This window comes from Mesorhizobium sp. M0145 (assembly GCF_040322355.1).
In the GTDB taxonomy this organism is placed as follows: domain Bacteria; phylum Pseudomonadota; class Alphaproteobacteria; order Rhizobiales; family Rhizobiaceae; genus Mesorhizobium.
Genome location: NZ_JAMYTK010000002.1, coordinates 157,567 through 183,064, shown reverse-complemented (window position 1 = coordinate 183,064; position 25,498 = coordinate 157,567). Strand labels below are relative to the sequence as shown.

The 25,498-nt window shown below is 63.2% G+C and carries 29 protein-coding genes; 15 read left to right on the top strand and 14 right to left on the bottom strand.

What is annotated here, in order from left to right; all coding sequences use genetic code 11:
* Positions 1 to 7 precede the first annotated feature (7 nt).
* Both NKJ28_RS05730 and NKJ28_RS05725 read right to left on the bottom strand, forming a co-directional pair.
* Positions 8 to 1,168, bottom strand: a complete 1,161-nt coding sequence (locus NKJ28_RS05730; RefSeq protein WP_352472920.1) for a CaiB/BaiF CoA transferase family protein — start codon at positions 1,166 to 1,168, stop codon at positions 8 to 10.
* Between the two features lie 3 nt (positions 1,169 to 1,171).
* Positions 1,172 to 1,723 (bottom strand): MaoC family dehydratase, encoded by a 552-nt coding sequence (locus NKJ28_RS05725; RefSeq protein WP_352455282.1) that lies wholly within the window; start codon positions 1,721 to 1,723, stop codon positions 1,172 to 1,174.
* A 190-nt stretch (positions 1,724 to 1,913) separates the two neighbouring features.
* Here NKJ28_RS05725 and NKJ28_RS05720 point away from each other — a divergent pair, with 190 nt between their 5' ends.
* A complete protein-coding gene (locus NKJ28_RS05720; protein ID WP_352634473.1) occupies positions 1,914 to 3,011 on the top strand; it encodes a lactonase family protein in 1,098 nt (365 codons plus the stop codon).
* A gap of 7 nt (positions 3,012 to 3,018) precedes the next feature.
* Here NKJ28_RS05720 and NKJ28_RS05715 read toward each other — a convergent pair whose 3' ends face one another.
* Positions 3,019 to 3,732 carry a GntR family transcriptional regulator gene (locus NKJ28_RS05715; protein ID WP_023676076.1) on the bottom strand — a complete coding sequence of 238 codons (714 nt, stop codon included), beginning with the start codon at positions 3,730 to 3,732 and terminating at the stop codon, positions 3,019 to 3,021.
* 258 nt (positions 3,733 to 3,990) lie between these two features.
* On the opposite strand from NKJ28_RS05715, the gene NKJ28_RS05710 reads away from it, so the two are divergent.
* The 6 genes from NKJ28_RS05710 (at position 3,991) to NKJ28_RS05685 (ending at position 9,928) form a co-directional block, all read left to right on the top strand.
* Positions 3,991 to 5,079 (top strand): ABC transporter ATP-binding protein, encoded by a 1,089-nt coding sequence (locus NKJ28_RS05710; protein WP_352569303.1) that lies wholly within the window; start codon positions 3,991 to 3,993, stop codon positions 5,077 to 5,079.
* 36 nt (positions 5,080 to 5,115) lie between these two features.
* On the top strand, positions 5,116 to 6,405 hold the full coding sequence (locus NKJ28_RS05705; protein ID WP_023676074.1) for an ABC transporter substrate-binding protein: 1,290 nt from the start codon (positions 5,116 to 5,118) through the stop codon (positions 6,403 to 6,405).
* Between the two features lie 203 nt (positions 6,406 to 6,608).
* Entirely contained in the window at positions 6,609 to 7,520 is a 912-nt protein-coding gene (locus tag NKJ28_RS05700) for an ABC transporter permease (RefSeq protein ID WP_023676073.1), read from the top strand.
* 4 nt (positions 7,521 to 7,524) lie between these two features.
* A complete protein-coding gene (locus NKJ28_RS05695) occupies positions 7,525 to 8,343 on the top strand; it encodes an ABC transporter permease (protein ID WP_352634470.1) in 819 nt (272 codons plus the stop codon).
* A 2-nt stretch (positions 8,344 to 8,345) separates the two neighbouring features.
* Entirely contained in the window at positions 8,346 to 9,086 is a 741-nt protein-coding gene (locus NKJ28_RS05690) for an aspartate/glutamate racemase family protein (protein WP_023676071.1), read from the top strand.
* A gap of 5 nt (positions 9,087 to 9,091) precedes the next feature.
* Positions 9,092 to 9,928, top strand: a complete 837-nt coding sequence (locus NKJ28_RS05685; protein WP_352634468.1) for a GNAT family N-acetyltransferase — start codon at positions 9,092 to 9,094, stop codon at positions 9,926 to 9,928.
* 50 nt (positions 9,929 to 9,978) lie between these two features.
* On the opposite strand, the gene NKJ28_RS05680 is transcribed toward NKJ28_RS05685, so the two are convergent.
* The 6 genes from NKJ28_RS05680 to NKJ28_RS05655 form a co-directional block, all read right to left on the bottom strand.
* Positions 9,979 to 10,125: a hypothetical protein gene (locus NKJ28_RS05680; protein WP_352634466.1), complete on the bottom strand. Its 147-nt coding sequence runs from the start codon at positions 10,123 to 10,125 to the stop codon at positions 9,979 to 9,981.
* Between the two features lie 75 nt (positions 10,126 to 10,200).
* Positions 10,201 to 11,493 carry an NAD(P)/FAD-dependent oxidoreductase gene (locus NKJ28_RS05675; protein ID WP_352634464.1) on the bottom strand — a complete coding sequence of 431 codons (1,293 nt, stop codon included), beginning with the start codon at positions 11,491 to 11,493 and terminating at the stop codon, positions 10,201 to 10,203.
* Positions 11,490 to 12,473 (bottom strand): branched-chain amino acid ABC transporter permease, encoded by a 984-nt coding sequence (locus NKJ28_RS05670; RefSeq protein WP_352634730.1) that lies wholly within the window; start codon positions 12,471 to 12,473, stop codon positions 11,490 to 11,492. The genes NKJ28_RS05675 and NKJ28_RS05670 overlap by 4 nt, the downstream gene beginning before the upstream one ends.
* Entirely contained in the window at positions 12,470 to 13,378 is a 909-nt protein-coding gene (locus tag NKJ28_RS05665) for a branched-chain amino acid ABC transporter permease (protein WP_352634462.1), read from the bottom strand. Before NKJ28_RS05665 ends, NKJ28_RS05670 begins: the two co-directional genes overlap by 4 nt.
* On the bottom strand, positions 13,375 to 14,124 hold the full coding sequence (locus NKJ28_RS05660) for an ABC transporter ATP-binding protein (protein ID WP_352634460.1): 750 nt from the start codon (positions 14,122 to 14,124) through the stop codon (positions 13,375 to 13,377). Before NKJ28_RS05660 ends, NKJ28_RS05665 begins: the two co-directional genes overlap by 4 nt.
* Complete coding sequence (locus tag NKJ28_RS05655) at positions 14,121 to 14,918, bottom strand: ABC transporter ATP-binding protein (RefSeq protein WP_352455272.1); 798 nt, start codon at positions 14,916 to 14,918, stop codon at positions 14,121 to 14,123. The genes NKJ28_RS05660 and NKJ28_RS05655 overlap by 4 nt, the downstream gene beginning before the upstream one ends.
* Positions 14,919 to 15,044: 126 nt before the next feature.
* Here NKJ28_RS05655 and NKJ28_RS05650 point away from each other — a divergent pair, with 126 nt between their 5' ends.
* Genes NKJ28_RS05650 through NKJ28_RS05625 form a run of 6 tightly spaced genes read left to right on the top strand, consistent with a single transcriptional unit; the run spans position 15,045 to position 19,424 of the window.
* Positions 15,045 to 15,782, top strand: a complete 738-nt coding sequence (locus NKJ28_RS05650) for a GntR family transcriptional regulator (RefSeq protein WP_352634458.1) — start codon at positions 15,045 to 15,047, stop codon at positions 15,780 to 15,782.
* The gene (locus NKJ28_RS05645; protein WP_352634456.1) at positions 15,779 to 16,267 is read left to right on the top strand and encodes a DUF3830 family protein; all 489 of its coding nucleotides are present in this window, start codon (positions 15,779 to 15,781) and stop codon (positions 16,265 to 16,267) included. Before NKJ28_RS05650 ends, NKJ28_RS05645 begins: the two co-directional genes overlap by 4 nt.
* Positions 16,268 to 16,627 carry a TIGR04076 family protein gene (locus tag NKJ28_RS05640; protein WP_352472221.1) on the top strand — a complete coding sequence of 120 codons (360 nt, stop codon included), beginning with the start codon at positions 16,268 to 16,270 and terminating at the stop codon, positions 16,625 to 16,627.
* A complete protein-coding gene (locus NKJ28_RS05635) occupies positions 16,624 to 17,679 on the top strand; it encodes an aldo/keto reductase (protein WP_352634454.1) in 1,056 nt (351 codons plus the stop codon). The genes NKJ28_RS05640 and NKJ28_RS05635 overlap by 4 nt, the downstream gene beginning before the upstream one ends.
* 8 nt (positions 17,680 to 17,687) lie before the next feature.
* Positions 17,688 to 18,116, top strand: a complete 429-nt coding sequence (locus NKJ28_RS05630; protein ID WP_352615013.1) for a DUF4440 domain-containing protein — start codon at positions 17,688 to 17,690, stop codon at positions 18,114 to 18,116.
* A gap of 48 nt (positions 18,117 to 18,164) precedes the next feature.
* Positions 18,165 to 19,424, top strand: coding sequence for an ABC transporter substrate-binding protein (locus NKJ28_RS05625; RefSeq protein WP_352634452.1), 1,260 nt, complete (start codon positions 18,165 to 18,167; stop codon positions 19,422 to 19,424).
* A 75-nt stretch (positions 19,425 to 19,499) separates the two neighbouring features.
* Here NKJ28_RS05625 and NKJ28_RS05620 read toward each other — a convergent pair whose 3' ends face one another.
* The 3 genes from NKJ28_RS05620 to NKJ28_RS05610 all read right to left on the bottom strand — a co-directional run bounded on the left by NKJ28_RS05620 (position 19,500) and on the right by NKJ28_RS05610 (position 21,646).
* Positions 19,500 to 20,417: a sigma-70 family RNA polymerase sigma factor gene (locus NKJ28_RS05620; protein WP_036238331.1), complete on the bottom strand. Its 918-nt coding sequence runs from the start codon at positions 20,415 to 20,417 to the stop codon at positions 19,500 to 19,502.
* A gap of 10 nt (positions 20,418 to 20,427) precedes the next feature.
* On the bottom strand, positions 20,428 to 20,967 hold the full coding sequence (locus tag NKJ28_RS05615) for a dihydrofolate reductase family protein (RefSeq protein ID WP_023676056.1): 540 nt from the start codon (positions 20,965 to 20,967) through the stop codon (positions 20,428 to 20,430).
* Between the two features lie 139 nt (positions 20,968 to 21,106).
* Complete coding sequence (locus NKJ28_RS05610) at positions 21,107 to 21,646, bottom strand: Lrp/AsnC family transcriptional regulator (RefSeq protein ID WP_023676055.1); 540 nt, start codon at positions 21,644 to 21,646, stop codon at positions 21,107 to 21,109.
* Positions 21,647 to 21,694: 48 nt separating this feature from the next.
* On the opposite strand from NKJ28_RS05610, the gene NKJ28_RS05605 reads away from it, so the two are divergent.
* Positions 21,695 to 22,876, top strand: a complete 1,182-nt coding sequence (locus tag NKJ28_RS05605) for an MFS transporter (RefSeq protein ID WP_352634449.1) — start codon at positions 21,695 to 21,697, stop codon at positions 22,874 to 22,876.
* A 49-nt stretch (positions 22,877 to 22,925) separates the two neighbouring features.
* Positions 22,926 to 23,354, top strand: coding sequence for a GNAT family N-acetyltransferase (locus NKJ28_RS05600; RefSeq protein WP_023676053.1), 429 nt, complete (start codon positions 22,926 to 22,928; stop codon positions 23,352 to 23,354).
* Here the strand turns inward: NKJ28_RS05600 and NKJ28_RS05595 are convergent, their stop codons facing one another.
* Positions 23,355 to 24,485: an anhydro-N-acetylmuramic acid kinase gene (locus NKJ28_RS05595; RefSeq protein WP_031211590.1), complete on the bottom strand. Its 1,131-nt coding sequence runs from the start codon at positions 24,483 to 24,485 to the stop codon at positions 23,355 to 23,357.
* Positions 24,486 to 24,490: 5 nt separating this feature from the next.
* Entirely contained in the window at positions 24,491 to 25,492 is a 1,002-nt protein-coding gene (locus tag NKJ28_RS05590; protein WP_352590307.1) for a serine hydrolase domain-containing protein, read from the bottom strand.
* Positions 25,493 to 25,498: the final 6 nt, after the last annotated feature.

The window sequence follows — 25,498 nt, the reverse complement described above, 5'->3', positions numbered from 1 at the left end:
ACGTCGCTCACAGCCCGAACTCCGCGCGGATTTTTGCGCTGTGCTCGCCGATGCGTGGCGCGGCCCGCTCGACCTTCGCGCGGATGCCGTCTACCCTGAGCGGCGAGCGCGTGGTGAGGATCGAAACATCATCCTCGCGCGTCACCGTCTGCAGCATGTCGAGGACCTGGAAGCCTTCGCTGGCCATCATCTCCGGCCAGGTCAAAACCTTGGCGCACCAGATGTCGGCAGGCTCGAGAATGGCAAGCCATTCGTCGACCGTCTTCGTTGCGATCTTTTGCGCGATGATCGCCTTGATCTCGTCGCGGGCGGTGAACCAGGTCGACGGCTGGTCGCGATAGGGCGCAAGCTCCTCGAGCCCGAGGAGATCGGCGAGTTTCGAGATCGGCGTCATGGCGATCGCCAGATAGCCGTCCTTGGCCGGATAGACGCCGTAGGGCGCCGAGAGATAGGCGTGCGCGCTGCGGAAGCTCGACCGCCGCGGCAGCCGGCGCCCGTCATTGAGATGCGTGGTCAGCACCTCGAACTGGAAGTCGACCAGCGCTTCGAGCAGGCTGGTCTCGACATGGCTGCCCTTGCCGGTCACGCCGCGCCGCACCAGTGCGGCGAGGATGCCTTGCGCGGCGGCGGAACCCGCCAGCATGTCGGCGATCGCCAGGCCGAAGGGCACCGGCCCTTGGTCCTCGTCGCCGTTCAGCCACATCACGCCGGAGCGGGCCTGCGCCAGCAGATCCTGCCCGGGCCGCTTGACCCACGGGCCTTCCTCGCCATAGCCGCTGATCGAGGCATAGACCAGGCGCGGATTGATCTTGCGCACCGCCTCGTAATCGAAGCCCAGGCGTTCGATGACGCCGGGCCTGAAATTCTGGATCAGCACGTCGGCCTTGGCCAGCAGGCCGCGCAGCGCCGCAAGGTCGGCCTCGTCCTTCAAGTCGATGGCAAGGCTTTCCTTGGCGCGGTTGATCGCATGGAAAATGGTGGAATCGCCGCCGATCTCGGTGTCGCTGAGATAGAGCCGGCGCGACAGATCGCCGCCGTCCGGCCGTTCGATCTTGATGACGCGAGCGCCGAGGTCGAGCAGTCGCAGCGAGCAGTAAGGCCCGGACAAGAACTGGCTCATATCGACAACGATGAGCCCGGTCAGCGGCAGTTCGGCAATGGCAGCCATTGCCTATTTCTCCGTCTTGCCGGCGAAATCGGCCGGATTGCGGTACTTCACCGTCTGCAGGTGCTCGCAATAAAGCACGAGCTCGCCTTCACCCTTGAAGACTTCATAGCTGGCGCGGATCAGCCCCATTTCCTTGTATTTTGGCTTCTTGTCGAGGTTGGAGCGGATCGAATAGATCGTGTCGCCTATGAACACCGGCTTGATGAAGCGCAATTTGTCGTAGCCATACGAAAAGGCGTTGATGCAATTGGTGGCGACGAGACCGAGCCCGGCCGAGAACACGAAGGCCCCTGCCACCAGCCGCTTTCCGAAAATGCCTTGCGTCTCGGCGAACATCTGGTCCTGCACGTATGGATGGATGTCGAGCACCAGCGTGTTGAAGAGATGGCTGTCGCCCTCGGCAATGGTCCGGCGCAGCGAGCGGATCTTCTGGCCGACCGGCCAGTCTTCGTAGAACCAGTTCTCCGCGTTCCAGACGGGAAGGTCGGCGTGATCCCTAGGCATGTTGGCGGGGTGTGTCGATGCCACGCCCACGGTTGGCGCGAAACCGCTCATGACGACTTCCTCTGGGAGCGGGAATCGTCCATCAGGGCGCGCCGCAGACCAGCGAAATGCATGATCGGTCCTCCCGTCAATCTTCTTTTGTGAATAGTATTTTCACATATGGGGTTGTGTTGCAAGCGTGAACAGGCGAAATTTTGCCTGCTCCGTCGGGGCCAATGCCGGCGGAACAAGGGAGGAAGTGATGCAGAATGCCTGTCTGGTTTTCGTCGGCAGCCTCAATCGCGACGCCCCGTATTTTCAGGGCGCGCGCGGCATCGGGCTGGGTGTCTACAGTTTCGACGAAGGGACGCTGCAGACGAAGAAACTGGCCGAGACGGGAGACATCGACAATCCCACCTTCCTGTCGGTGACGCCGGACGGCTCCCACATCTATGCCAACTCAGAAGTGTTCACCTGGCGCGAAGGGGTGGTCTCGGCCTACCGTTTCGACAGGCAGACCGCCACGCTGTCCTACATCAACAAGCAGCCGACGCTGGGCAGCATCACGGCGCACAACACCATCACGCGCGACCGGACGAAGCTGCTGGTCGCCAATTACGGCATGGGCGAGGGCGGCCCCGATCGCTCGGTCGTGCTCTATGGGTTGGGTGAGAATGGCGGCCTGACAGCGCCGTTGTCGAGCGTTGCCCATAGCGGGACCGGACCAGATCCTGCCCGCCAGGAGCGGCCGCATGCCCATAGCGTAACCGAGACGGTTGCCGGCGGCATGGCGATCGTCGCTGACCTCGGCATCGACCGGCTGGTGTCCTATCGCATCGGCTCAGACGGCAGCCTGACGAAGCTCGCCGAGTCGGCGCTTGCGCCAGGCGCGGGTCCGCGCCATCTCGCACTGCATCCGGGCGGTCGCTTCGTGTTCGTCATGAACGAGCTGGATTCGACGGTTGTCTCGCTGGCGCTGGACGAAGGATCAGGCAAGCTTACGGTGATCGACAGCAAGCCGGCCGTGCCGCCCGAGGCGCGCGACGGCAATCACTGCGCCGATATCCAGATCTCGCCTGACGGCCGCTTTCTCTACGGCTCCAACCGCGGCCATGACAGCATCGTGGTGTTTTCGATCGACCAGCAAACCGGCAGGCTTGCCCTTGTGGGCTATACGCCTTGCGGCGGCGCCACGCCGCGCAATCTGGCCCTGACGCCCTCGGGCGGCCATCTGTTCTCGGCCAACCAGAATGCCGACCGCATCTCGATTTTCGCCCGTGATGCCGCAGCCGGCCGGCTGACCGACACCGGCCGATCCATCGATATTGGCACGCCGATGTGCGTGAGGATCGTGCGTTGACGCGATCTCAGAACTCGAGCGCCTGCCTGAGTGCCGGGCCGCTCCTGACGCGCAGATCGAGGTCGGCCTCGATATGGTCGATGTGGTGCAGCATCAGCGCGCTGGCGCGTTCGGCATTGCCATTTTCCAGCGCCTCGAGGATCTGCGTGTGTTCGTTGTGGCCGCAGCTCGAGATGCCCGAGCGGCCATAGAGTGCGATCACCAGCGATGAACGAGCGACCAATTCCTCCATGAAGCGCTGCAGGATGACGTTTCCCGCGACCGACGCCAGAAGCAGGTGAAAATCCCCCGACGCCTTGATTTCCGATCGCCTTGCGTTCGGTCCGCGTTCGGCGATGAAACGGCCTTCTTCGTCGAGCTGGGCCTTGAACGCGGCGACATGCGCCGGCGTCATCCGTCCGGCGGCGGCAATCGCGATGCCTGGTTCGATGAGCCGGCGCGAAGCAAAAACCTGCCGCGCTTCCTCCGGCGACGGATTGGCGACGAAGGCGCCGCGATTGCGCTCGGTGCGCACCAATCCCTCGAAGGAAAGCATCTGCAGTGCGGCACGCGCCACGGTGCGGCTGACATCGAACAGCGTGCCGACTTCGCCTTCGGAAAGCTTTGTTCCCGGCGCCAGCCGGCGATCGACGATCGCGTCGCGCAACTGGTCGCGAATCGCCTGCGCGCGATCCTCGTTGGCGGCCTCGATAGCAGGGAAGGTCTGGTCGGCAATGTTCATAGCAGTGGTCCTGCGTTCTTCTACCCTGAATCGCATCGCTTGGACGAGAGACAAAGTGAATACAGAGATGAAAAAGATTGCATACGATCTTTGCGAAGATCGGCGGCAATCGCCTATAATTTGTGCATTGCACAAGGGCGACGTATCGGCAGCTATATAGAGGCGGCCCTGATTTCTTCGAGGATTCAGTCGGTTGGTGCGGCGGCGCGCAACTGGCACGCATGATGCTTTGGCTAATCCGACCAAAGGGGAAGCTGGATGTCCAAAGCCGCCGAAATCGACATTGTGTCCGTTTCGAAAGTCTATGGCGCGACGACTGCCGTCGAAGGCATCAGCCTGAAAATCCCTGCGGGAACCTATTGCTGCCTGCTCGGTCCGTCCGGCTGTGGCAAGACCTCGACGCTGCGCATGATCGCCGGGCACGAGAGCATATCGAGTGGCGACGTGCGTCTCGGCAACACAGTGGTCACCGACCTGCCGCCGGCCAGGCGCGGCACTGCCATGATGTTCCAGTCCTACGCACTGTTTCCGCATCTCGACCTGATCGACAATGTCGCCTTCAGCCTGAAGATGAAAGGCGTCGGCAAGGAGGAGCGCCGCGCCAAGGCACTCGACATGCTGAAGCTGATGCAGATGGAGGCCTATGCCAGCCGCCGCCCGGCGCAGCTTTCCGGCGGGCAGCAGCAGCGCGTTGCTCTTGCGCGCGCATTGATCACCGATCCCGAGGCGCTGTTGCTCGACGAACCGCTTTCGGCGCTCGATCCTTTCCTGAAGATCCGCATGCGAGCCGAACTGAAGAAGCTGCAGACGTCGCTCGGCATCACTTTCGTCCACGTCACCCACAGCCAGGAAGAGGCGATGGCGCTGGCCGACCTGATCGTGGTGATGAACGATGGCCGTATCGAGCAGGCGGCGCACCCTCGCACGGTGTTCGAGCGGCCGGCCACGGCCTTCGTCGCTCGTTTCATGGGCGACCACAATGTCATCTCCGGGCGCGTCGCCGGCAGTCGCGACGGCATGGTCGTTTTCGATGTGCCCGGCGGCGTCACGCTCGCGGCCAGCGGGCAGGGCAGGGAGACCGGGGAACCCATCGACATCGCCATTCGCACCGACCACGTGCGCATCGGCGAGCCGCCGGCAGCCGGGCTCGGCTTCACCGGCATCGTTTCAAACGTCGAGTACCGCGGTTCGACCGTGAAGCTCTCGGTCAATGGCGCCGGCATCGAGGATTTCACCGTAATCGTCGACGACACCAGCTTCTTCGCCAGCCCGGTTGCCGTCGGCGACGCAGTGCCGATCGCCTGGGACGCCGAGGACGCGATCGTCCTTGGTCGTCTCGATTCCTGAAATCCAGCATAACCAATCAAAACAGGGGAACTGAACATGACCAACACCACCGACAAGAAGACTGGAATATCGCGACGTTCGCTGCTCAAGACAGGTGCCGCCGCCGTCGGTTTCGCCGCCGGTTCCGGCGCCATATCTGGCTTTCCGACCATCTGGGCGCAATCGAACATCACGCTGCGCCAGTTCGGCACCGGCGTATCCAACCTCAATGCCATCGCCGACAAGTGCAAGGCCGATCTCGGCATCACGCTGGAGATGACAGCAACCGATTCCGACGCCGCCGCACAGCGCGCCGTGACGCAGCCCGACAGCTACGACATCGCCGACATCGAATACTGGATCTGCAAGAAGGTGTTCCCGACAGGCGTCCTGCAGCCGATGGATGTCACCAAGCTGAAATATTACGACGAGCTGGTGCCGCTGTTCAAAACCGGCAAGCTGGCGCCGGACAGCGTTATCGCCCAGGGCACCGCGCCGCACACGGTCGGTTACGTCGAGGCGCAGGACAGCAAGGTCTTCGCCAAGGCGCCGACCAACTGGTTCACCATGGTGCCGACGATCTACAATGCCGATACGCTCGGCATCCGCCCCGACCTCGTCGGCCGCGATATCACCACCTGGGCCGACATCATGGATCCGGCCTTCAAGGGCAAGACCGCCATCCTCAACATCCCGTCGATCGGCATCATGGATGCGGCGATGATCATGGAAGCCACCGGCAACATCAAATACGCCGACAAGGGCAACATGACCAAGGAGGAGATCGACAAGACGATCGACTTCCTGATCAAGGCCAAGCAAGCCGGCCAGTTCCGCGCCTTCTGGAAATCCTTCGACGAGAGCGTCAACCTGATGGCTTCAGGCGAAGTGGTGATCCAGTCAATGTGGTCGCCGGCCGTGGCCGCGGTCCGCTCCAAGGGCATCGCGTGCCGGTTCCAGCCGCTCAAGGAAGGCTACCGGTCCTGGGGTGGCGGGCTTGGCCTGGCAGCCCATCTCTCCGGCGCCGAACTCGATGCCGCCTATGAATACATCAACTGGTACACGTCCGGCTGGGTTGGCGGCTATCTCAACCGCCAGGGCTATTACTCGGCCAACATGGTGTCGGCCAAGAAGTTCATGTCCGAGGACGAGTGGGGCTACTGGATCGAAGGCAAGCCGGCAAAGGGCGATATCCTGTCGCCGGACGGCAAGGTCATGGAAAAGGCTGGCGCCGTGCGTGACGGCGGCTCTTTCGAAGAGCGCATGGGCAAGGTCGCCTGCTGGAACTCGGTCATGGACGAAGACCGCTACATGGTGAAGCGCTGGAACGAGTTCATCGCTGCGTAGGTACAACGTCTTCCCCTTCTCCCCTTGTGGGAGAAGGTGGATTGGCGCGCAGCGCCAAGACGGTTGAGGGGTGCCGGCCGGAGCGCTGTTGGTGCCAAGCTGGAACACCCCTCATCCGACCGAGCTTCGCTCGGCCACCTTCTCCCACAAGGGGGAGAAGGAAAGGCGGCTTCGCCGCATCGCTGACTTATACCGAGATGTTCATGACAGCCGCGCTCGAACGCCCCGCCACCGCCGCCGCCAAACCCGCCAGACGCCGCCGGCTCTCGATCGGCGCCCTCGTCCCCTATCTCCAGGCAACACCACTTGCCCTGATCCTCGGCGCGTTCCTCCTGCTGCCAATTCTGATGATCGCCGTGGTCTCATTCTGGGATTACGATTTCGCAGCGATGTATCCGGATTTCCTGACCACCAATTATTCCGACACGCTCGGCTCCTGGGTCACCTGGAAAACCTACCTGAATACGCTGAAATACGCCGCCATCGTCTGGGCGCTGACGCTGTTCATCGGTTTCTGGGTCGCCTATTTCCTTGCCTTCCATATCAGGACCACGGCCATGCAGATGGTGCTGTTCCTTGTCTGCACGGTGCCGTTCCTGACCTCCAACATCATCCGCATGATCTCGTGGATTCCGGTGCTTGGCCGCAATGGCCTGGTCAACTCGACGCTGGTGCAAATGGGGCTGATCCCGAAGCCGATCGAATGGCTGCTCTATTCCGAATTCGCCGTGGTGCTGGCCATGGTGCATCTCTATACGCTGTTCATGGTGACGCCGATCTTCAACACGCTGATGCGCATCGACAAGTCATTGATAGAAGCCGCGCGCGACGCCGGCGCTTCCGGCTGGCAGGTTCTGTGGAACGTCGTCATTCCGCTCGCCAAGCCCGGCATGGCGATCGGCACCATTTTCGTCGTCACCCTGGTGATGGCCGACTTCTCGACGGTGCAGGTGATGTCCGGCGGGCAGAGCGCCTCCGTCGCGCTGATGATGAAGAACCAGATGTCGCTGCTGCAATATCCGGCAGCCGCCGCCAACGCCGTCGTGCTCTTGGTGCTGGTGCTGCTGATGGTCGCGGGCATCCTGCGCATCGTCGACATCCGCAAGGAGCTGTGAGGCGATGAGCCAGGACAAGCGCACCCTCGAATTCTATGTGTTGGCGGCGTTCTTCGGTCTTTTCGTGTTGTTCCTCTACGGCCCGCTTTCGGCGATCCTGATCCTCTCTTTCCAGGGCGAGAACGGCGGTCTGACATTTCCGCTGAACGGCGTGTCGCTGCACTGGTTCGCCAATTTGTTCGAGCGCCAGGCGGTCGGCGACTTCGGCAGCAGCTTCAAACGCTCGCTCGTCCTTGGCCTGATGGTGATGGTCGTCACTGTCGCCGTGTCGCTGCTCGCCGGCCTGGCCTTCCGGCAGAAATTTCGCGGCGCAACCGCACTGTTCTATCTGGCCGTCGCCAGCCTGGTCGTGCCGTCGATCATCATCAGTCTCGGCATCGGCGTCGTCTTCCAGCAGATCGGCTTCCGCCCCGCCTGGTACACCTCCGCTTTCGGCGCCCATCTGACCTGGACCTTGCCTTTCGGCGTGCTGATCATGTTTGCTGTCTTCAACCGGTTCTCGCCAGCCTATGAGGAAGCCGCGCGCGATCTCGGAGCATCGTCGTGGCAGACCTTTGCCCATGTCGTGCTGCCGATGATCGCGCCCAGCCTGATCGGCGTCGGCCTGTTCGGCTTCACTCTGTCATATGACGAGTTCGCCCGCACGCTGATGACCTCGGGCACGTTCAACACGTTGCCGCTCGAAATCTACGGCATGACGACGAATGTCACGACGCCGGTGCTCTATGCGCTGGGCACCGTGACGACCGTGTTTTCCTTCCTGGTGATCCTGCTGACGCTCGGCGCAATCGTCTATGTCGGCCGCCGCCGCGAGCGTGCCTGACAGTGCAGATCCTCGTCGTCAATCCAAACACCACCGCCAGCATGACCGATACTATCGCGGTCGCCGCCCGATCGGTCGCTGCTCAATCGACGAAGATCGTTGCCGTCACCTCGTCGATGGGACCTGTATCGATCGAAGGCTATTACGATGAAGCACTTGCCGTGCCCGGCCTGCTGGTCGAGATCGCCGCCGGCGAACGCTCGGGCGCGCAAGCCGCGATCATTGCCTGTTTCGACGACACCGGCCTCGATGCCGCGCGCGCCATGGCCAACATTCCGGTCATCGGCATTTGCGAGGCATCGCTCAGCACGGCCTCGTTCATCGCCCAGCGCTTCACCGTCGTCACCACCACCGGACGTTCGCGCGTGCCGGTCGAAGGGTTGGTGCAGCGCTATGGCATGGCAGGGCGCGCGCGTGTGCGCGCCGCCGACATCCCGGTTCTTGCCCTCGAAGATCCGGCGTCCGACGCACTGCTCAGGCTGCGCAACGAGATTGCGCGCGCCATCGACGAGGATCGCGCCGAGGCGATCGTGCTCGGCTGTGCCGGCATGGCCGATCTGGCGGCGGCGCTGCAGCGGGAATTCGGGCTTCCGGTCATCGACGGCGTGGGCGCTGCCGTGAAACAGGCCGAGGCATTGATCGCCCTTGGCCTGACGACATCCAAGCGCGGCGCCTATGCAAGCCCGTTGGCAAAGTCCTATCATGGCGCGTTGAAATCCTTCGCGCCTGGCGCCGCCGAGTGATCGCAATGCCCCGAACGATCCGAACGCTCGCACGTGAAGAAGTGCAAACCCTTGTCGATTGGGCGGCGGCGGAAGGCTGGAATCCCGGCCTTAACGATGCCGGGCTGTTTCAGGCAGCCGACCCGCAGGGCTTCATCGGCGCCTTTATCGATGGCGAGATGGCGGCGGGCATTTCGGCCGTTGCCTATGGCGACGGTTTCGGCTTCATCGGCCTCTACATCTGCCGGCCGGACAAGCGTGGCCAAGGCCATGGCAAGGTCGTTTGGGATGCCGGCACGGCGCGGCTCGGCAAGCGCACGATCGGCCTCGACGGTGTCGTCGAACAGCAGGCCAACTACCGCAGCATGGGTTTTGCACCGGCCTACCGGACGATCCGGTTCATGGGGTCACCGAATGTCCCGGCAGCCGTCGGCAACGACATTCGCGCCATAGGGCCGGAACTCGTGCCGGACATACTGGACTATGACCGCCGCTTCTTTCCCGGCCCGAGGCGATCCTTCCTGGAACACTGGCTGCGCCCGCCGCATATGGCGCTTGCGATCCTCAAGGGGGGCGCCATTGCGGGATACGGCGTCGCGCGCCAATGCCGGGACGGCTGCAAGATCGGCCCGCTCTTTGCCGACAGCCTGGACGCGGCAAGCCATCTCTTCGCCGCGCTCGCGCACATGTCCGGTCCCGGAAACGTCCATCTCGACGTTCCCGAAACCAGCCGGCAATTTGCAGACTTGCTGTCGTCCGCAGGCCTTCAACCGGGCTTCGAGACGGCTCGGATGTACAAGGGAAAGGCGCCGCAGCTCATGCAGTCCGGAGTTTTTGCGATAACGACTTTGGAGTTGGGGTGAGGCGGTACAAGCCGACGTCCAGTGCAAAGTCGGGCAACAGGACTACGCGTCTATTTTTCCTGAACTGAAATGCCGGAATCGTCGATGCGAAGTTCCACGCCTTTCGGCCTAGTCTCCACGCGATAAACGTAAATCCCCAACGCAATAACGGCGACGGCCAAAGCGCCGATGATGAGATAAAGATAGTTCTGCTTCATCCGCTGTCGTTAACAACATGATTTGAGCGAGTCTAGCGGTTCGGTATCAGGACGGCGGACGGAGACGCACGTCGATCAGCCATCCAGCCGGTCGCGCAGCATGCTCCAGGGGAGCACCATGTTTGGTGCATGCCGCATCAGGCTATGGAACGGGATCGGCGACGGCGGCGCAAACGGCAGCGGCAAATCCTGAGGCTTTGTTCCATCAGCCCAATCCGCAAGCACCTTGCCCATGCTCGTGGTCATGGCGATGCCGCGCCCGTTGCAGGCAAAGCCCGCGATCAGGCCGAGGCCGAGATCGACGAGGTGCGGCAGGAAGTCGGGCTCGACGGCAGCCATCCCCGACCAGCTGTATTCAAGCGGCGGGATGTCCGGGAGATCGAGATGCCCGGCAAGCCGCCGCCAGATCGCCCGCGGCACCCGCGTGTCGGCACCGGGGCCAAAAACATGCATGCCGCCGGTGATCAGCCTGTTTTCGCCGTCGAAGCGGAAGGTGAAGAGATTGCGTCTTGTGTCGCCGACGCCTTGCCCGCCAGGAAGCAGGCGAGTGCGTATTTCGCGCGGCAGCGGCGCTGTCGCGATCTGGAAGATTTTCAGCGGGAAATAGGTTCGCTGCAACGCGCGATCCAGCGCTCCGCCATAGGCGTTGGTGGCGACCAGCACCTTTCCTGCGCGTACCGAACCGGAGGGCGTCTTCAAAGCCCAACCATCGCCTATGTGATCGATCGACGCGACACGCGTATGCTCGAAGATGCGCGCTCCGGCCTTTTCCGCCGCGTCGGCCAATCCGCGCGCATATTCGACCGGATTGAGGACGCCACCCGATCTGTCGATCCAGCCGCCGAGATAACCGCGAACGCCGGTCAGCTCTTCGACCGCCTGTCTATCCAGTGCAACAGCCGGCCTTCCGCGTGGTGCCCATTGTTCGGCGCGCGATCTGGTCTTTTGCAAAGCGGCCGGTGAATGGGCTGGTTGTATCCAGCCGCTCTGGACGGCATCGCATTCGATGGCATGCCGCCTGATCAGGTCGAAGACGAGGTCGGCGCTGCCGGCGGCGAAATCGACAAGGCGTTCGCCGCGTTCGGGCCCGAGCTGGGCAATGATATCGTCGGGGTCTCTTTTCGCGAAATTCGGCACGACGAAGCCGGCATTCCTGCCGGTTGCCCCCCAGGCGATGATTTCCGCCTCGAGGACGGCAACCGAGATGCCTTTCTCGGCACTGTGCAGCGCGGTGGAAAGGCCTGAAAACCCGCCGCCGACAATTGCCAGATCGACATCGAGTGCGCCTTCGAGGGTGGGCCGGTCGCGGCGACTGCGGCTGACGGCATGCCAAAGGGAAACGCCGGGAGACGCGGCAACGCTGCTCATGGCCTTGCGGCGCTCTCGTCCGGAGCCGCTTTCGTGCCCTTGCCGAACCTTGCACGCCGCGGCTTGTCGCCAAACAGGCCGTTCGGCCTGACCAGAAGGATGACGCACAGCATCACGCCGATGGCGACGATCTGCAGCGAGGCGGCGCGGGCCTGTTGTTCGGGCGAGAACAACATACTGGTCAAGGCTCCTGATCCGGCCCATATCGCCCAGACCAGGATGCTGCCGGTGACGGCGCCGATGTTGCTGCCGGAGCCACCGACGATCAGCATCACCCAGACCTGGAAAGTCAGCGCCGGCAAATAATTGTCCGGCGCGATGAAGCCGGTGAAATGCGCCTGCAGCGCACCGGCAAGAGCCATGATGGCGCCGCCGACGGCAAAGGCCTGGACGCGGTAGAACCGCGCGCTTTTACCTAGGGATATCGCGGCCCGCTCATCCTCGCGAAGCGCCTTCAACACGCGCCCCCATGGGCTGCGCGACAGATGCTCCAGCGCGAGATAGACGATCAGCGTCACCACCGAGACGATCGCAAGGTTCGAAAGGTTGAACAGCAACGGCGTTTCGGCAAGACCGCCGAACGGACGCGGAATGAAGCCGATGCCGAACGGCCCGCCGGTCAGCTTCTGGGCATTGAGCGCTACCAGTTGCACGACGACGGCGACGCCGAAAGTAGTGATCGCCAGATAGTCCGATCTCAGACGTAGCGTGGCAATGCCGGTGATGGCAGCGGCGACGCCGCCCAACAGCATGGCGCCAAGCCAGCCGATAAGGATCGGCAGGTCGAAGCCGCCCAGGCGCGCGGCATCGTCGGGCGTGGTCAGCAGCGCCGAGGTGTAGGCGCCGATGGCAACGAAGCCGGCGACCCCGACATTGAAAAGCCCGGTCAGCCCCCATTGCAGATTGAGCCCGAGCGTGATGAGCGAAAAGATCAGCGCGGTGGTCAGGAAGAAGGCGCCGTAACCGAGCAGATCCATCAGCGTTCCCTCACTCCGAAAAGGCCGATGGGCCGCACGAACAGCACCGCCATCAGGATGATGAAGGAGACGGCTGCCCGCCATTCGGCGCCGATCAATTGCACGGCAGCCGCTTCGGCCATGCCGATGATCAGGCCGCCGAGAACGGCGCCGGGCACGCTGCCGATGCCGCCGAGGATGGCGGCCGCGAACATCGGCAGCAGCATCTCGAAACCCATGAACGGGCGGATCTGGATGAGAATGCCGATCATGACGCCGGCGACGCAGGCCAGCGCGCCGCCGATGATCCAGGTGACGCGCACCACCCTGGCGACGTCGATGCCGACGATGCGGGCAAGTGCCGCGTTCTGGCTCAATGCCTGCATCGAGCGGCCGGTCTGGGTGCGCGTCATCAGGAGATGCACGCCGAGCACCAGCACGGCGGTCAGCAGCAGCAGCGCGATCTGGTCCGGGGTGATGCGGATGCCGAAGCCTATCGGCATCGCGATCTGGATCGCCCGGCTGAAATAGGTCGGACGCGAGGTGAAGATGAATTCGAGCAGGCTTCTCAGCGCCATCGAGGCGCCGAAGCTCGCCATCACCACGATGATCGCCTGCCCCTTGGCCCGCAGCCGCGCGAACAGCACGATGTCGAGCGCCAGCGCCAGCAGGCCGGTGGCCGCCATGCCGATGATGAGCGCGACGATCAGCGGCCAACCGAAGGAGAGGGGCGCGATCGGCGCGATCTTGCCGAAAATCGCGCCAATGGCGCCAACCACGGCGAGCGTCGCATAGGCGCCCCAGGCCATGAAGTCGCCATGGGCGAAGTTCGAGAAGCGCAGGATCGAATAGGTGAGTGTCACGCCGATGGCGCCGAGGCCGATCATCGACCCTGCCAGCAGTCCGTCGACGACGAATTGCAGGTTCATGCCGCGCTTCCTTGTCCAAGGTCGAGGCGGCGCTGGCCAAGATAGAGTTCAGCGACGACCGGGTCGTTCCAGAGCTCGGAGGCGACGCCCTGGTGCCGCTCCTTGCCCTCGACCAGCACATAGGCGCGGTCTCCAATGGCAAGCGCTGCCTTGGCGTTCTGTTCGACCAGCAGGATGGTGACGCCGGACTTTCGGATGCCGGCCAGCATCTCGAGCACCATCGCCACGAATTTCGGCGACAGGCCGGCCGACGGCTCGTCGAGCACCAGCACCTTGGGATGGACGATCAACGCCCGGGCGACGGCCAGCATCTGCCGCTGTCCACCCGACAGATTGCCCGCGGCCGTTCTGCGCTGACGGGCGAGATCGGGAAAGGCCGCATACATTTCCTCGATGCGGGCTGGGACCTCGCGCGGCCTCAGGATGCCGCAGGCGACCCTGAGATTGTCCTCGACCGACATCAGCGGGAAGATGTTCTCTGTCTGTGGCACGAAGGCAAGGCCAAGGCGGACCATGATGTGAGCGGGCGACGCCGTGATATCCTTGCCGTCCAGCAGCACCGTGCCGCCGGTGATCGGGACAAGGCCGGCGATGGCCTTGATAAGGCTCGACTTGCCGGCGCCGTTGGGACCGAGAACGACGACGATCTCGCCCTGGTCGACGGTGATCGAAGCGCCGCGCACGATCGGAACGCCAGGCTCGTAGCCGGCTTCGAGATCGCGGACATCAAGTACCTTTTGGCTCATGCCGTGCCTCCGAGGTAGGCCTCGATGACGCGCGGGTCGCGCGCCACCTCCTCCGGGGTGCCTTCGCACAGAAGCTGGCCGCTCGCCATGACCAGCACGCGGTGGCAAAGCCGCGTCACCATGTCGATATTGTGCTCGATCAGCAGGAAGGTGATGCCGCGCGCATTGATGTCGCGGATGCGGTCGATAATGATCTCGAGCAGGGTTGCGTTGACCCCGGCCGCCGGCTCGTCGAGCAGGATGATCGCCGGGTCGGCCATCATCACGCGGGCCAACTCGAGCAGCTTGCGCTGGCCGCCTGAAAGCACGCGCGCAGGTTCGTGCGCGAGGTGAGCGATCGTGACGAGCTCGAGCAGTTCGACGGCTCTTGTCTCGGCAGCCCTTTCTTCGGCAGCGACCCGCCGGGGCGTCAGGAAATTGGCGAGCAGTTTTTCTCCGGCCTGCCCTTGCGCGGCCAGCATGACGTTTTCGATCAGCGTCAGGTTAGGCAAGGGCCGGGGGATCTGGAACGTGCGGCCAAGGCCGCGGCCAATGCGGCGATGGGCAGCTTCCCCCGACACCGATACGCCGTTGAGGAGGATTTCGCCGCTGGTCGGCAGAATGCTGCCGGCGAGCAGGTCGAACATCGTGGTCTTGCCGGCGCCGTTCGGGCCGATAAGGCCAAGTATTTCGCCCGGCCGGACGTCAAACGAGACATTGTTGACCGCGACCAGGCCGCCGAAGCGTCTGAGGACGTTCCTGGCCGTGAGGACCGGCGTACGGATCTCCTCCTGCCGTTCCGTCGTGTCGCTCATCAATTCCTCTGGCCGAAAAGCGATCTTCGTCGCCTATGATTTGATTTGTGATCACGCTTGCTTTGATCACGCTATTCGGCTTTAATTTCTTCCGCAAGCCGAAAACGGCCATGACCGGGATTGCCTATGCAGAAGGCCGCCATCGAAAAGAACAATGAGATGATCGCAGCCCAGCTTACGCCGGTCGGCCGCGAGACCGTGCAGGATCGCGTCTATTCGGAGCTGCGCCGCGCCTTGATCGGCGGCCTTTTCGAGCCGAGCCAGGTTCTGACCATCCGCGGCCTGGCCGACGCGCTGGTCACCAGCACCATGCCGGTGCGCGAGGCGCTCGGACGGCTGATCACCGAGAAGGCGCTGGAGGCGCTTCCTAACCGCTCGGTGCGCGTGCCGCCGATCACGCTGGAGCGCATCGACGACCTCTTGCGCGCCCGCTCCCTGATCGAGGGCGAAGCGATCGCCCTGGCCGCCACGCGCATGAACCCGCGCCAGATTGCTTCGGTCGAGGCCATGCTCGGCGAATGGGACGAGATGCGGGCGCTGAAGCACAAGAAGGATATCGACCGCGAGGCCACGCTCAACCAGAGCTTCCACTTCGAGATCTACCGTTGCTGCGGTTCCGCCGTGCTGATCCCGATGATCGAGAGCCTGTGGTTGCAATCCGGGCCTTGCATCCGCGTTGCCATCTACGCCTTCTCCGACGCCGGCGAGGTCGATACGGCCCACTACCACCGCAGCATCGTCGCAGCGCTTGCGAGGCAGGATGCGCAAGCGGCGCGCGAGGCGCTGGTGGCCGATATCAGCCGGCCCTTCGCCTTTCTGCGCGACAAGCTCCAATCCACAAGCAAGGAAGGATTGAGGGCATGACGGCGCCTGGCATCAGCATCACCGAGCCACGCTCGAAGCTTTCCGTGACCGCGCTGCTGTTGCCTGAAAAGGCGCCCGACAACGCCGCCTTCCTGCTGGCGTATCTCGAGCAGCCGCGCGTCGTTTCCGGCATCCATGCTATGTGGACGGGGCCGGAAATCTCCTGCCCGGTTCCATCAGCCGAACTTAAGGGCCAAACCTATGCCAGGCCCTTGCCGGCGGAGAACGCAACGCTGACGCCGCAGCCGGGCGACATCGTGCTGTCCTACGTGCCGCCGCGCATGTGGGGCGGCAACCCGAATGCCATCTTTGACGTCGGCCTGTTCTACGGAGCGGGTGCACGCCTGCTGTTCCCGATCGGCTGGCTTGCCGGAAGCGTCGTCGCGCAGGTGGTGCCTGAGGATCGCGATAAATTCGCAGCCGCTTGTGGCGTCATCCGCCGCAACGGTGCCTGCGACATCACCTTCACCCGGGTGGAGATCTGAATGGCTGAGACCGACGACAGTTTCGAACTCTTCGACCTTCGCGTCGAGGCGGTTATCCCCGAGGGCAAGCCGATCTATTGCGGCGCCAAGCCCGGCGACTATTTCGAGTTGAAGGGCGAGATGCTGTCGATGCCGGCGGGGCAAGGTTTCTCGATCTATTCCATTGCGGCAGTGTTGCCGCTTCTGGCCGCAAAGCAGCGCCCGACCCACAGGAACGACTGGATGACGTCGGACGCCGAGATCGCTTGTCCGGATCCCAATTGTGCCAGCCGGCTCCGGATCGTCAGGACCGGCAAGCGGCGGTTCAGCCATGCCGAAACGACGGCGGTGCCGCTGCCGAAGGAGAATGACCGGAGATGACCGCCAAGGCTTTCGAGCTCAGCCCCGGCTATACGATCTCGTGCGTTATTCGCGGCGGCTGGCAGCTTGCCGGCGGGCACGGCGCGATCGACCGCCAACAGGCGGTAGCTGACCTGATCGCCACCTTCGACGCCGGCATCAGGACCTATGATTGCGCCGATATCTATACCGGTGTCGAAGAGCTGATCGGCGCGGCGCGCCTGCGCCTTGCCAATGAGCGTGGCCTCGACGCTGCCACCAAAATGAAGGTGCACACCAAGCTGGTGCCTGACCTGGAAAGGCTTTCCAATATCAGTCGCGACTACATCAGAGGCATCGTCGAGCAATCGCTGCGGCGGCTGAAGACCGAGCGGCTCGATCTCGTGCAGTTCCACTGGTGGGACTATGCGCTGCCCGGCTACGTCGAAGCGATGGGCTGGCTCAACGAAATCCGCAGGGAAGGCAAGGTGCGCAACATCGGCACCACGAACTTCGACACGCCGCGGTTGGCCGAGATCCTGGCCGCCGGTGTGCCGCTGGTCAGCCAGCAATTGCAATACTCGGTGCTCGACCAGCGGCCAGCCAACAGCCTTGCAGCGCTCGCCAGCCGGCACGGCGTGAGTTTCCTCTGCTACGGTTCGGTGGCGGGCGGCTTCCTCAGCGAAAAATGGCTTGGCGCTGCCGAGCCGCAGACGCCGCTCGAAAACCGATCGCTGGTCAAATACAAGCTGATCATTGACGACTTTGGTGGCTGGGAGCTTTTCCAGGAGTTGCTTCGCACACTGAAGGCCGTCGCCGACCGCCACGGCGTCGATATCGCCACCATCGCCAGCGCCTGGGTGCTGGAGCAGCCGCAAGTGGCGGCCGTCATCGTCGGCGCCCGCAACCAGGCGCACGCCCTTGCCAATGCCAGAATCATGGACGTCGCGCTCGATGCCGACGACCGGGCGAGGATCGCTGCCGTGATCGCGCAAAGCCGTGGGCCGCTGGGCGACGTCTACACATTGGAACGCGACCGTCACGGCCGCCACGGCTCGATCATGCATTACAATTTGAATGCAGGCAGGAAATGAACGCGGCCATGGACGAAAAGCCCTCCTTGCTTTCCCGCGCCAGCGCCGAGGTGGTCGATCTCCACCGCTTCTTCGTCGACTGGTTCAATGCGGCGAGTGCGGACAATTCAGATTTCAGGCGCTTCGAACGCGTCATGGGCGAAGGCTTCTGCATGGTTGTGCCGGATGGCCAGGTCCTCGATCGTGACGCGGTGCTCGACCATGTCAGGGCAAGCCGCGCCACTTGTGACGGCGATTTCACCATCTCGATCGAGGAAATCCGGGCCGGCTGGCAACAAGGCGACACGATCGTCGTCAGCTACATCGAAGCGCAGCAGCGCGCCGGCAAACATAGCCGCCGCCGCTCGAGTGCCGTTTTCACCACCAGTTCATCGGCGCCCAACGGCGTCGAATGGCGACATCTGCATGAAACCTGGCTGCAGATGCCGGAAGGCTGAACAGGCTCAAGACATCAATGAGAGTCGTGTAACGAAAGGGGAACAACAATGAAAAAGACCATACTTCAGATCACCACCGCGCTCGCACTGCTGACAGCGGCCGGCGCAGCGCAAGCCGCCGATTGCAAGATCACCGTCGGCCTCGTCATGGAACTGACAGGCCCGGCCGGCGAGTACGGCCAGGCCGGCGCCAAATCGGTCGAGATGGCCTTCCGCGACATCAACGATGCGGGCGGCGTCCGCGGCTGCGATCTCGCGACCGACACGCGCGACAGCCAGAGCCAGGGCAACATTGCGGTCGACGCCGCGACGCAGCTCGTGCAGGTCAAGAAGGTGCCGGTGATCATCGGCGGCATCATCTCCTCGGTGTCGATCCCGATCCTGACCTCGGTCACCGCTCCGGCCAAGATAGTCCAGGTGTCGCCTGCTTCCTCGTCGCCGACGCTGACGGCGCTCGGGCGCGACGGCAAGACCAACGGCATCTTCTTCCGCACCATCACATCTGATGCGCTGCAGGGCGTCGCTGCCGCCAAATATGCCATCGACAAAGGCTTCAAGAAGCTGTCGGTCATCCACGTCAACAACGACTTCGGCGTCAACATGGTGGCGGAATTTTCGCGCGCCTATAAGGCACTCGGCGGCACCATTGTCTCCGACACGCCCTACAATGAAAAGCAGTCGAGCTATGCCTCGGAAGTGACGGCGGCGATGGCTGGCGAGCCCGACGGGCTTTATCTCGTCAGCACGCCTGTCGACGGCGCAACCATCGCCCGCACCTGGATTTCGCAGGGCGGTGTCCAGAAATTCCTGCTCAATGACGGCATGAACAGCCCGGACTTCATCGAATCCGTTGGCGCGGATTACCTGAAGGATGCGTACGGCACTTCCTCCGGCACCAGTCCGACCGCATCGACCGAGTATTTCACCAAGAACTACAAGGAATTTTCGGGCATCGAACCGTCGAACCCGGCGGCCGACCGGTCGTATGATGCCGGCGCCATCGTCGGCTTGGCCATCGCCATTGCCGGCTCCGAGGATCCGGCCAAGATCAAGGACGCGATGTACAAGGCGGTCGACCCGGCCGGCACGGCGATCTATGCCGGCAAGGACGAGTTCGCCAAGGCGCTCGGCCTGATCAAGGATGGCAAGCCGATCCGCTACGAAGGCGTCATCGGCCCGGTCGCCTTCGACAAATACGGCGACATCACCGGCCCGTTCCGCCTCTGGAAGATCGTCGATGGCAAGGTGACGACCGACGGCGAAATGACGACGGATGACGTCAACGCCCTGCAGGCGAAGCTTCAGTAAGCCGCCTATGTCTTGTCCGGCGTCGATCCCATTTCAATGAGGTTGATGCCGGCCACTTGCATGTCCTGCCGCTGGTTAGGCCGGCCTGGAAACGACCACCGCACCTGCCGCCGGCATGATCCAAGGGCAGGCATAGTAATCGGCGATGCGATTTATGGTCCCGCCGGCGGCTTCGATCCGAACCGGATGGGCCGGCTTCCAACCGTTTTCGCCATGGTGGAGCACTAGCAGCACCGCCTGGCCATCGATCTCGCCAACCGCCATTTTCCAGGTCGTCGAGGCTCTTTCATATTCAACGAAGTAAGGTGATTCCGACAGCCTGCCCTTGAAGCAATCCGCGACACGCAATTGTGCGTCGGCGCTGGTCAACGCCCGTACCCCATCCCAGTCGCGGCGGTTGAACAGTTCGACATAGCGGCTGAGCAATTCCAGGAATTCCGGATCGCGTTGGGGCTCCGAACGGACGATTGGGTCGCCTGACAAGGCGGCCAATTTCGAACGGCCACGGCTCAACGCAGCCTTGACGCCGCCCACGGTCGAGCCGACGAGGTCGGCGATCTCTTCCAGCGAATAGTCGAAGACGTCCTTGAGCAGGACGCAGGCGCGTTCTTTGGGCGGCAGGTGGATCACCAGCCGTTCGATCGCGCGATCCGCGCCCTGGCCCGCCGGCTCGACCGGCAGGATGATCTCGTCTTCGGCGAAATTGGCCTCCGCATGCTGACGCACCTGCCGGCTTCGCAGAAAATCGATGCAGCGATTATGTGCAATGCGAAAAAGCCAGGGGCGAAGAGCACTCGCATCGTCCAGCTTCTCGATCTTCCGATAGGCCTCGAACAGCGCCTCTTGCATCACGTCTTCGGCGTCGAGCGTTGAACCGGTCATGCGTGCACAGTAGCGGTGCAGCCGTCCACGCAAATGCGCGACTGTCTCCAGAAAACCGGCGTAGCGGACGTCGAAAAGCCCGGTCGGGTCAAGTCTTGGCTGCATCTTCATGGCATACGGATCATAGCGGGACATAGGTCAACGTAATGACGCCGTTCTTGAAACGGTGGGTATCTATAAGCTCCAGTCTGACCAGGGACGGGTCGACATCCTGGAAAGCGCGTTTGCCATGTCCGACGCGGGTCGGCACGATCGAGAGCTGATACTCGTCGACAAGCCTGTTGGCGAGCAGCGTCTGGTCGAGATTGCTCACTCCGTACTTCAAAATGTTGCCGCCGGCCTGCTGCTTGATCCTGGCAATTTCGGCAGCGATGTCGCCTTCGATCAGCGACGCGTTCCAGCTCACTTCCTTGAGGCTGCGCGACGCGACGAGCTTCTTCAGCCCGTTCATGCGATCCATGTACTTGCTGCCTTTGACCTGCGGCCAACGCGCCGAAAACATTTCGTAGGTGACGCGGCCGAGCAGGAAAAAATCCGCCTCGCCGGCCTTTTCATAGGAGTGTTCCTTCATCTCTTCGTCGAAGAACGGTGACGCCCATTCCATTGGTGCTTCGATGACGCCGTCCAGCGAAATGAAGCTGCCTACGATTAATTTTCTCATCGCGTGTCTCCGGTTGCGCAACAGGCATCCCGTCGGATCCAAGAACCGGCGCAAACGAACCGGCCCGACGGATGACCACAGGATGCAGTGCCTAAGACGTTTCCGGTTCGACTTTGGATACGCGTGAGAATCGTTTGAGCTAATAAAGCGGCTTGGCCATATGCCGGGGGGTCGGCCATTCCGTCGTTATCCCGGGCTGCACTGGCCGCTCGAGATAGGTCGACAGGACCACATAGCTTCGGGTCGAGGTGACGCCAGGCGTTTCGTAGAGGCGCGACAGCAGGCCTTCGAGTGCCCGCGTGTCCTCGGTGCGGACCTTGATCAGCATGCATGTGTCGCCGGCCACCGAATGGATCTCCTCGACTTCGGGGTGCTCGGAGATCGCCATCAGCTCCGGCGTCTTTCCCCACCCCTTGGTATCGATATGGACGAAGGCGAGCAGCGGCTTGCGCACCGCCTTGGGGTCGATGATGGCCGCGGTGTTGCGGATGGTGCCGCTGCGCCGGAGGCGCTTGACGCGTTCATGGGCTGCCGGCGGTGAAAGGCCGACGCGGTCGCCGAGCTCGGCATAGCTGATCGTGGCGTCGTCGACCAGAACGCCTAATATTTTTCGGTCGGTTGCATCGATATCGCGGGCGGCAGGCCTGTTCTGCGGAATGCCATCTGTTTCTTCATCCATATTAAAATTCCCGATTGATGCAGAATTTAATACGGCCATTATTGCCATATGTCGAACACTGATCAAGTCGCTACATTCGCAGCGGCCCCCAAGCCGCCAATCCCGGCACTCGCTTACCTGCTGACGGGGTGCATTGCCGTGATCGGCTCGAACTCGCTGGTGCTCGGTCCGATCGCGCCGGCGGTGGCCGCGTCCTTCGGCACAAGCGTGCCGGCGGTTATGATCGCGTCGGCCGCGTTCGGGCTCGGGACGTCGGCAAGCGCCTTGTTCCTGGCGCGCTATATCGACCGGCTTGGTGCCCGCCGCATGCTGCAAGGAGCGTTGCTGCTGCTGGCGATAGCGCTCGTCGCCAGCGCTGCTGCGCCGACGGTGACGGCGCTGGTCGCGGCCCAGCTTCTCGCCGGCATCGCTGCAGGTGTCGCCATGCCGGCAATCTACGCCAGCTCAGCCGCGATTGCACCGCCCGGCCGCGAAAGCGGCACCATAGGCGTCGTGCTGACCGGCTGGACGCTGAGCATGGTCGCCGGGGTTTCGCTGTCGGCCGTACTTGCCGACCTGGTGCATTGGCGCGCCGTTTTCACGGCGGTCGCGGTGCTCGCAGCACTCGCATTGGCAAGCCTGGCGCTGACGTCGCTGAGCGATGTCAGGAAGAGCGGCCCGGCGCCGACGCCGCTGGGCGCCTTGAGCGTCCCTGGCATAGTGCCGCTTCTGGTTGCCTGCGCCGCATTCATGACCGCGTTCTACGGTGTCTACGGCTATCTTGGCGATCACCTTCACAATGGCTTGGGACGGCCGGTCAGCGCCAACGGGCTGGCCGCGCTCGCTTATGGCGCCGGATTTGGTGCGGCGGCACTTCTTGACGGCGTTATCGACCGCCTGGGCGCGCGGCGTGTCATGCCATTTGCCTATCTGCTTGTCGCGGTCGTCTATGTCGTGATTGCCGCGGCAAGCAGTAGTTTTCATCTGACCATAGCGGTGATAGCCGTCTGGGGCCTTGCCAATCATTTCGGGCTGAACGTCCTGGTGATGCGCCTGTCGGCGCTCGACCCTGCGCGTCGCGGCACGATCATGGGTTTGAACAGCGCGGTGACCTATCTTGCGGTGTTCGTCGGCACCACGGCGTTCGGACCGCTCTATTCCACGTTCGGTTTTGCAGCATCGGCGGTGATTGCAGCTTTGCTCATGCTAATCGCTGCTGCGGCAGCGGCGTGGCGTTCGCCGAAGCTATAGCGCAGCAAGGCTTGCTTCTCGGTCCCGTCCTTCGATAGATGCTTGGTGGATGGACAATACAACGCTTGAGACAACCGCCGATCCCTTGCCGCACGAGCTGGCTTTTCTCGGAGAGCGGCTTGCGGCGTTCAACGACAGTGATGTCGGCGCCTCCTGCAGGAAGGCATTGGCCGTGTTCGTGCGCGATGAGCACGGCGCTATTGTCGCCGGCATCTCGGGATATACAGCCTGGGGCTGGCTCTATGTGCAATGGCTCTGGGTCGATGAAAAACTGCGCGGTCACCGCATGGCTGGCAGGATGCTCGAAGCGGCCGAGAGGGAGGCGATCGCGCGCGACTGTCACGGCGCCTGGATCGACACGTTCAATCCCAAGGCCGCCAAGGCCTATGAGCGCCAGGGCTATTTGCCCTTCGGCGTGCTTGCCGATTTCCCCATTGGCCGCAGCCGTATCTTCCTGCAGAAGAAATTGTTGGCTTAGTTAGCTGGCAAGGCGTCCGCCGCGCATCGGCTGGGGCACGCCGGTCGTACTGGGGAAGCTGATCGGCAAGCCTCTGAGCACGCGCACTGCCAGGAACGCAAAACACTCCGCCTCCACCGCATCGCCCTTCCAGCCAAGCGCCTCGGCCGGAACCGCTTCGACGCCAGCGCGGCTGGCAAGCATGGCCATGATCGTTGGGTTGTGTCGACCGCCACCGCTGACCACCAGCCGCTTCGGCCGGCGCGGCAGAAGATCGAGCGCCTTGCCGACGGCGGCCGCGGTGAAGGCCGTCAGCAGGGCTGCGCCATCCTCGGCGTTCATTCCGTCCGCCATCGAGGCGCCGAAATCGAAACGGTCCAGCGATTTCGGATAGGGTTTGGTCAAATACGGATGCTGCAGGAGCTTGGCCAGCCGTGCCTCGTCGACCGTGCCGGCGCGGGCAAGGGCGCCGTCGCGGTCCATTTCGCCGAGCCCCTTCGATTTGATGAAATCGTTCAGCGGTGCGTTGGCGGGCCCGGTGTCGAAGGCAACAACATTGTCCGTGCCGTCCCACCAGGTGATGTTGGCGACGCCGCCGAGATTGAGCACCGCCGTGTCGCCGGTGGCGTCGGCTTCGCGCAGCAGCGCGGCGTGATAGGCGGCCGACAGCGGCGCGCCCTGGCCGCCGGCGCGCATGTCGGCCGAGCGGAAGTCATAGGCGACCCTGGTGCCAAGGATGGCATGCATCAGCTCGCCGTCGCCAAGCTGGCGGGTCTGGCCCAGTCGGCCCACTTGCGGGGCACGGTGCAGCACGGTCTGGCCGTGGAAGCCGACGACCCCTATATCGGCCATCGTCAGCCCGTGGCTTTCGACCAGATCCTTGACCGCCGCGGACTGGGCGCGCGTCAGCGCTTCCTCTGCCTCGTGGAAGATTGCCGGTTCCGGCCCTGTGAAATTCCAGCTCCTTGCCTGCCGCAGCGTCTCTTCCAGCAAGGTCCGGATCGACTGCGGGTAGGGGGCCAGCGTGTAGATGCCGAAGTCGTCAATCCGTTCGCCGTCGGTCTTGATCAGCGCGACATCGATATTGCCGTCCAGCACGGTGCCGGTCATCAGGCCGACGGCCCACATGGGTTCGCCATTTTTCGGATTCATGGTTGTCAGGCTCCGTTGACGAGATCGCCGACCGCTTGGCGAAGCGCTGCGATCCCGCTGTTGAAATGACGTGTCGGATGGATCCGGTTGGTGAGCAAGGTCCAGGCTCTGCCTTTGTCGAAGTCGACCCACAGCCCGACACCGGTAAAGCCGGTATGCCCGATGGTTTCGGGGCTGCATAACCGGCCGCCGGACCAGCCTTCGTAGGGTCGCTCCCAGCCATGGGTGCGGGTTGCCGACAAGGGCGTGCGCATTAGCGCGATCGAACGCTGCGACGCGCCGGTCCCGTCCAGCAGCCCTTGCGCAAAGTCGAGGACCGAAGCCGCCGTTCCGAACAGGCCGGCGTGACCGGCACCTTGCAAGGCCGAGCAATTGTCGTCGTGGACTTCGCCGCAGAGCACGCGATGGCGCCATGTGCAGTCTTCGGTCGCCGCCGCTTGATCCGGTTCGGCGGAGAACGCGAAGCCCGGACCGGGATCTATGTCGCGAATGGTCTTGCCAGACAGGCGCTCCAGGACGAAGCCGAGCAGGATGAAGTTGATATCGGAATAGACCGGCTCGCCAGCCTGCCATTCGCGCTGCAGGATGAAGGCGCGCAGCAGCTCGGGGTCACGCCCATAGGTGTAGATTGGCGCGACGGCGGGAAATGGTGTCTGATGGCCGAGACACTGGCGAAACGTTACGTTCCGTTCCCAGGCTTTTTCGTCATATTGGCGAAGGTCGGGCAGGGCGGAAATCAGCGGCGCGTCGAGGTCGATGACGCCTTCTTCCGCCAGTGCCAGGATACGCGACGTGGTGAAGATGACTTTGGTCAGGGATGCCAGGTCGAACCATGTCCCGACATGCATCGGCCGTATCTTGGGCACGACTTGGGCTGAGCCGATTGCCCGGACGATGCGTTCGCCGTCCCCGTCAACTATGCCGAGCACGCCGCCCGGAATGCGCGATGCGGCCACGGCCGCTTCGAGCGGGGCGAATGCGCGGGAGAAGAGATCATGGTCGATCAACTACGC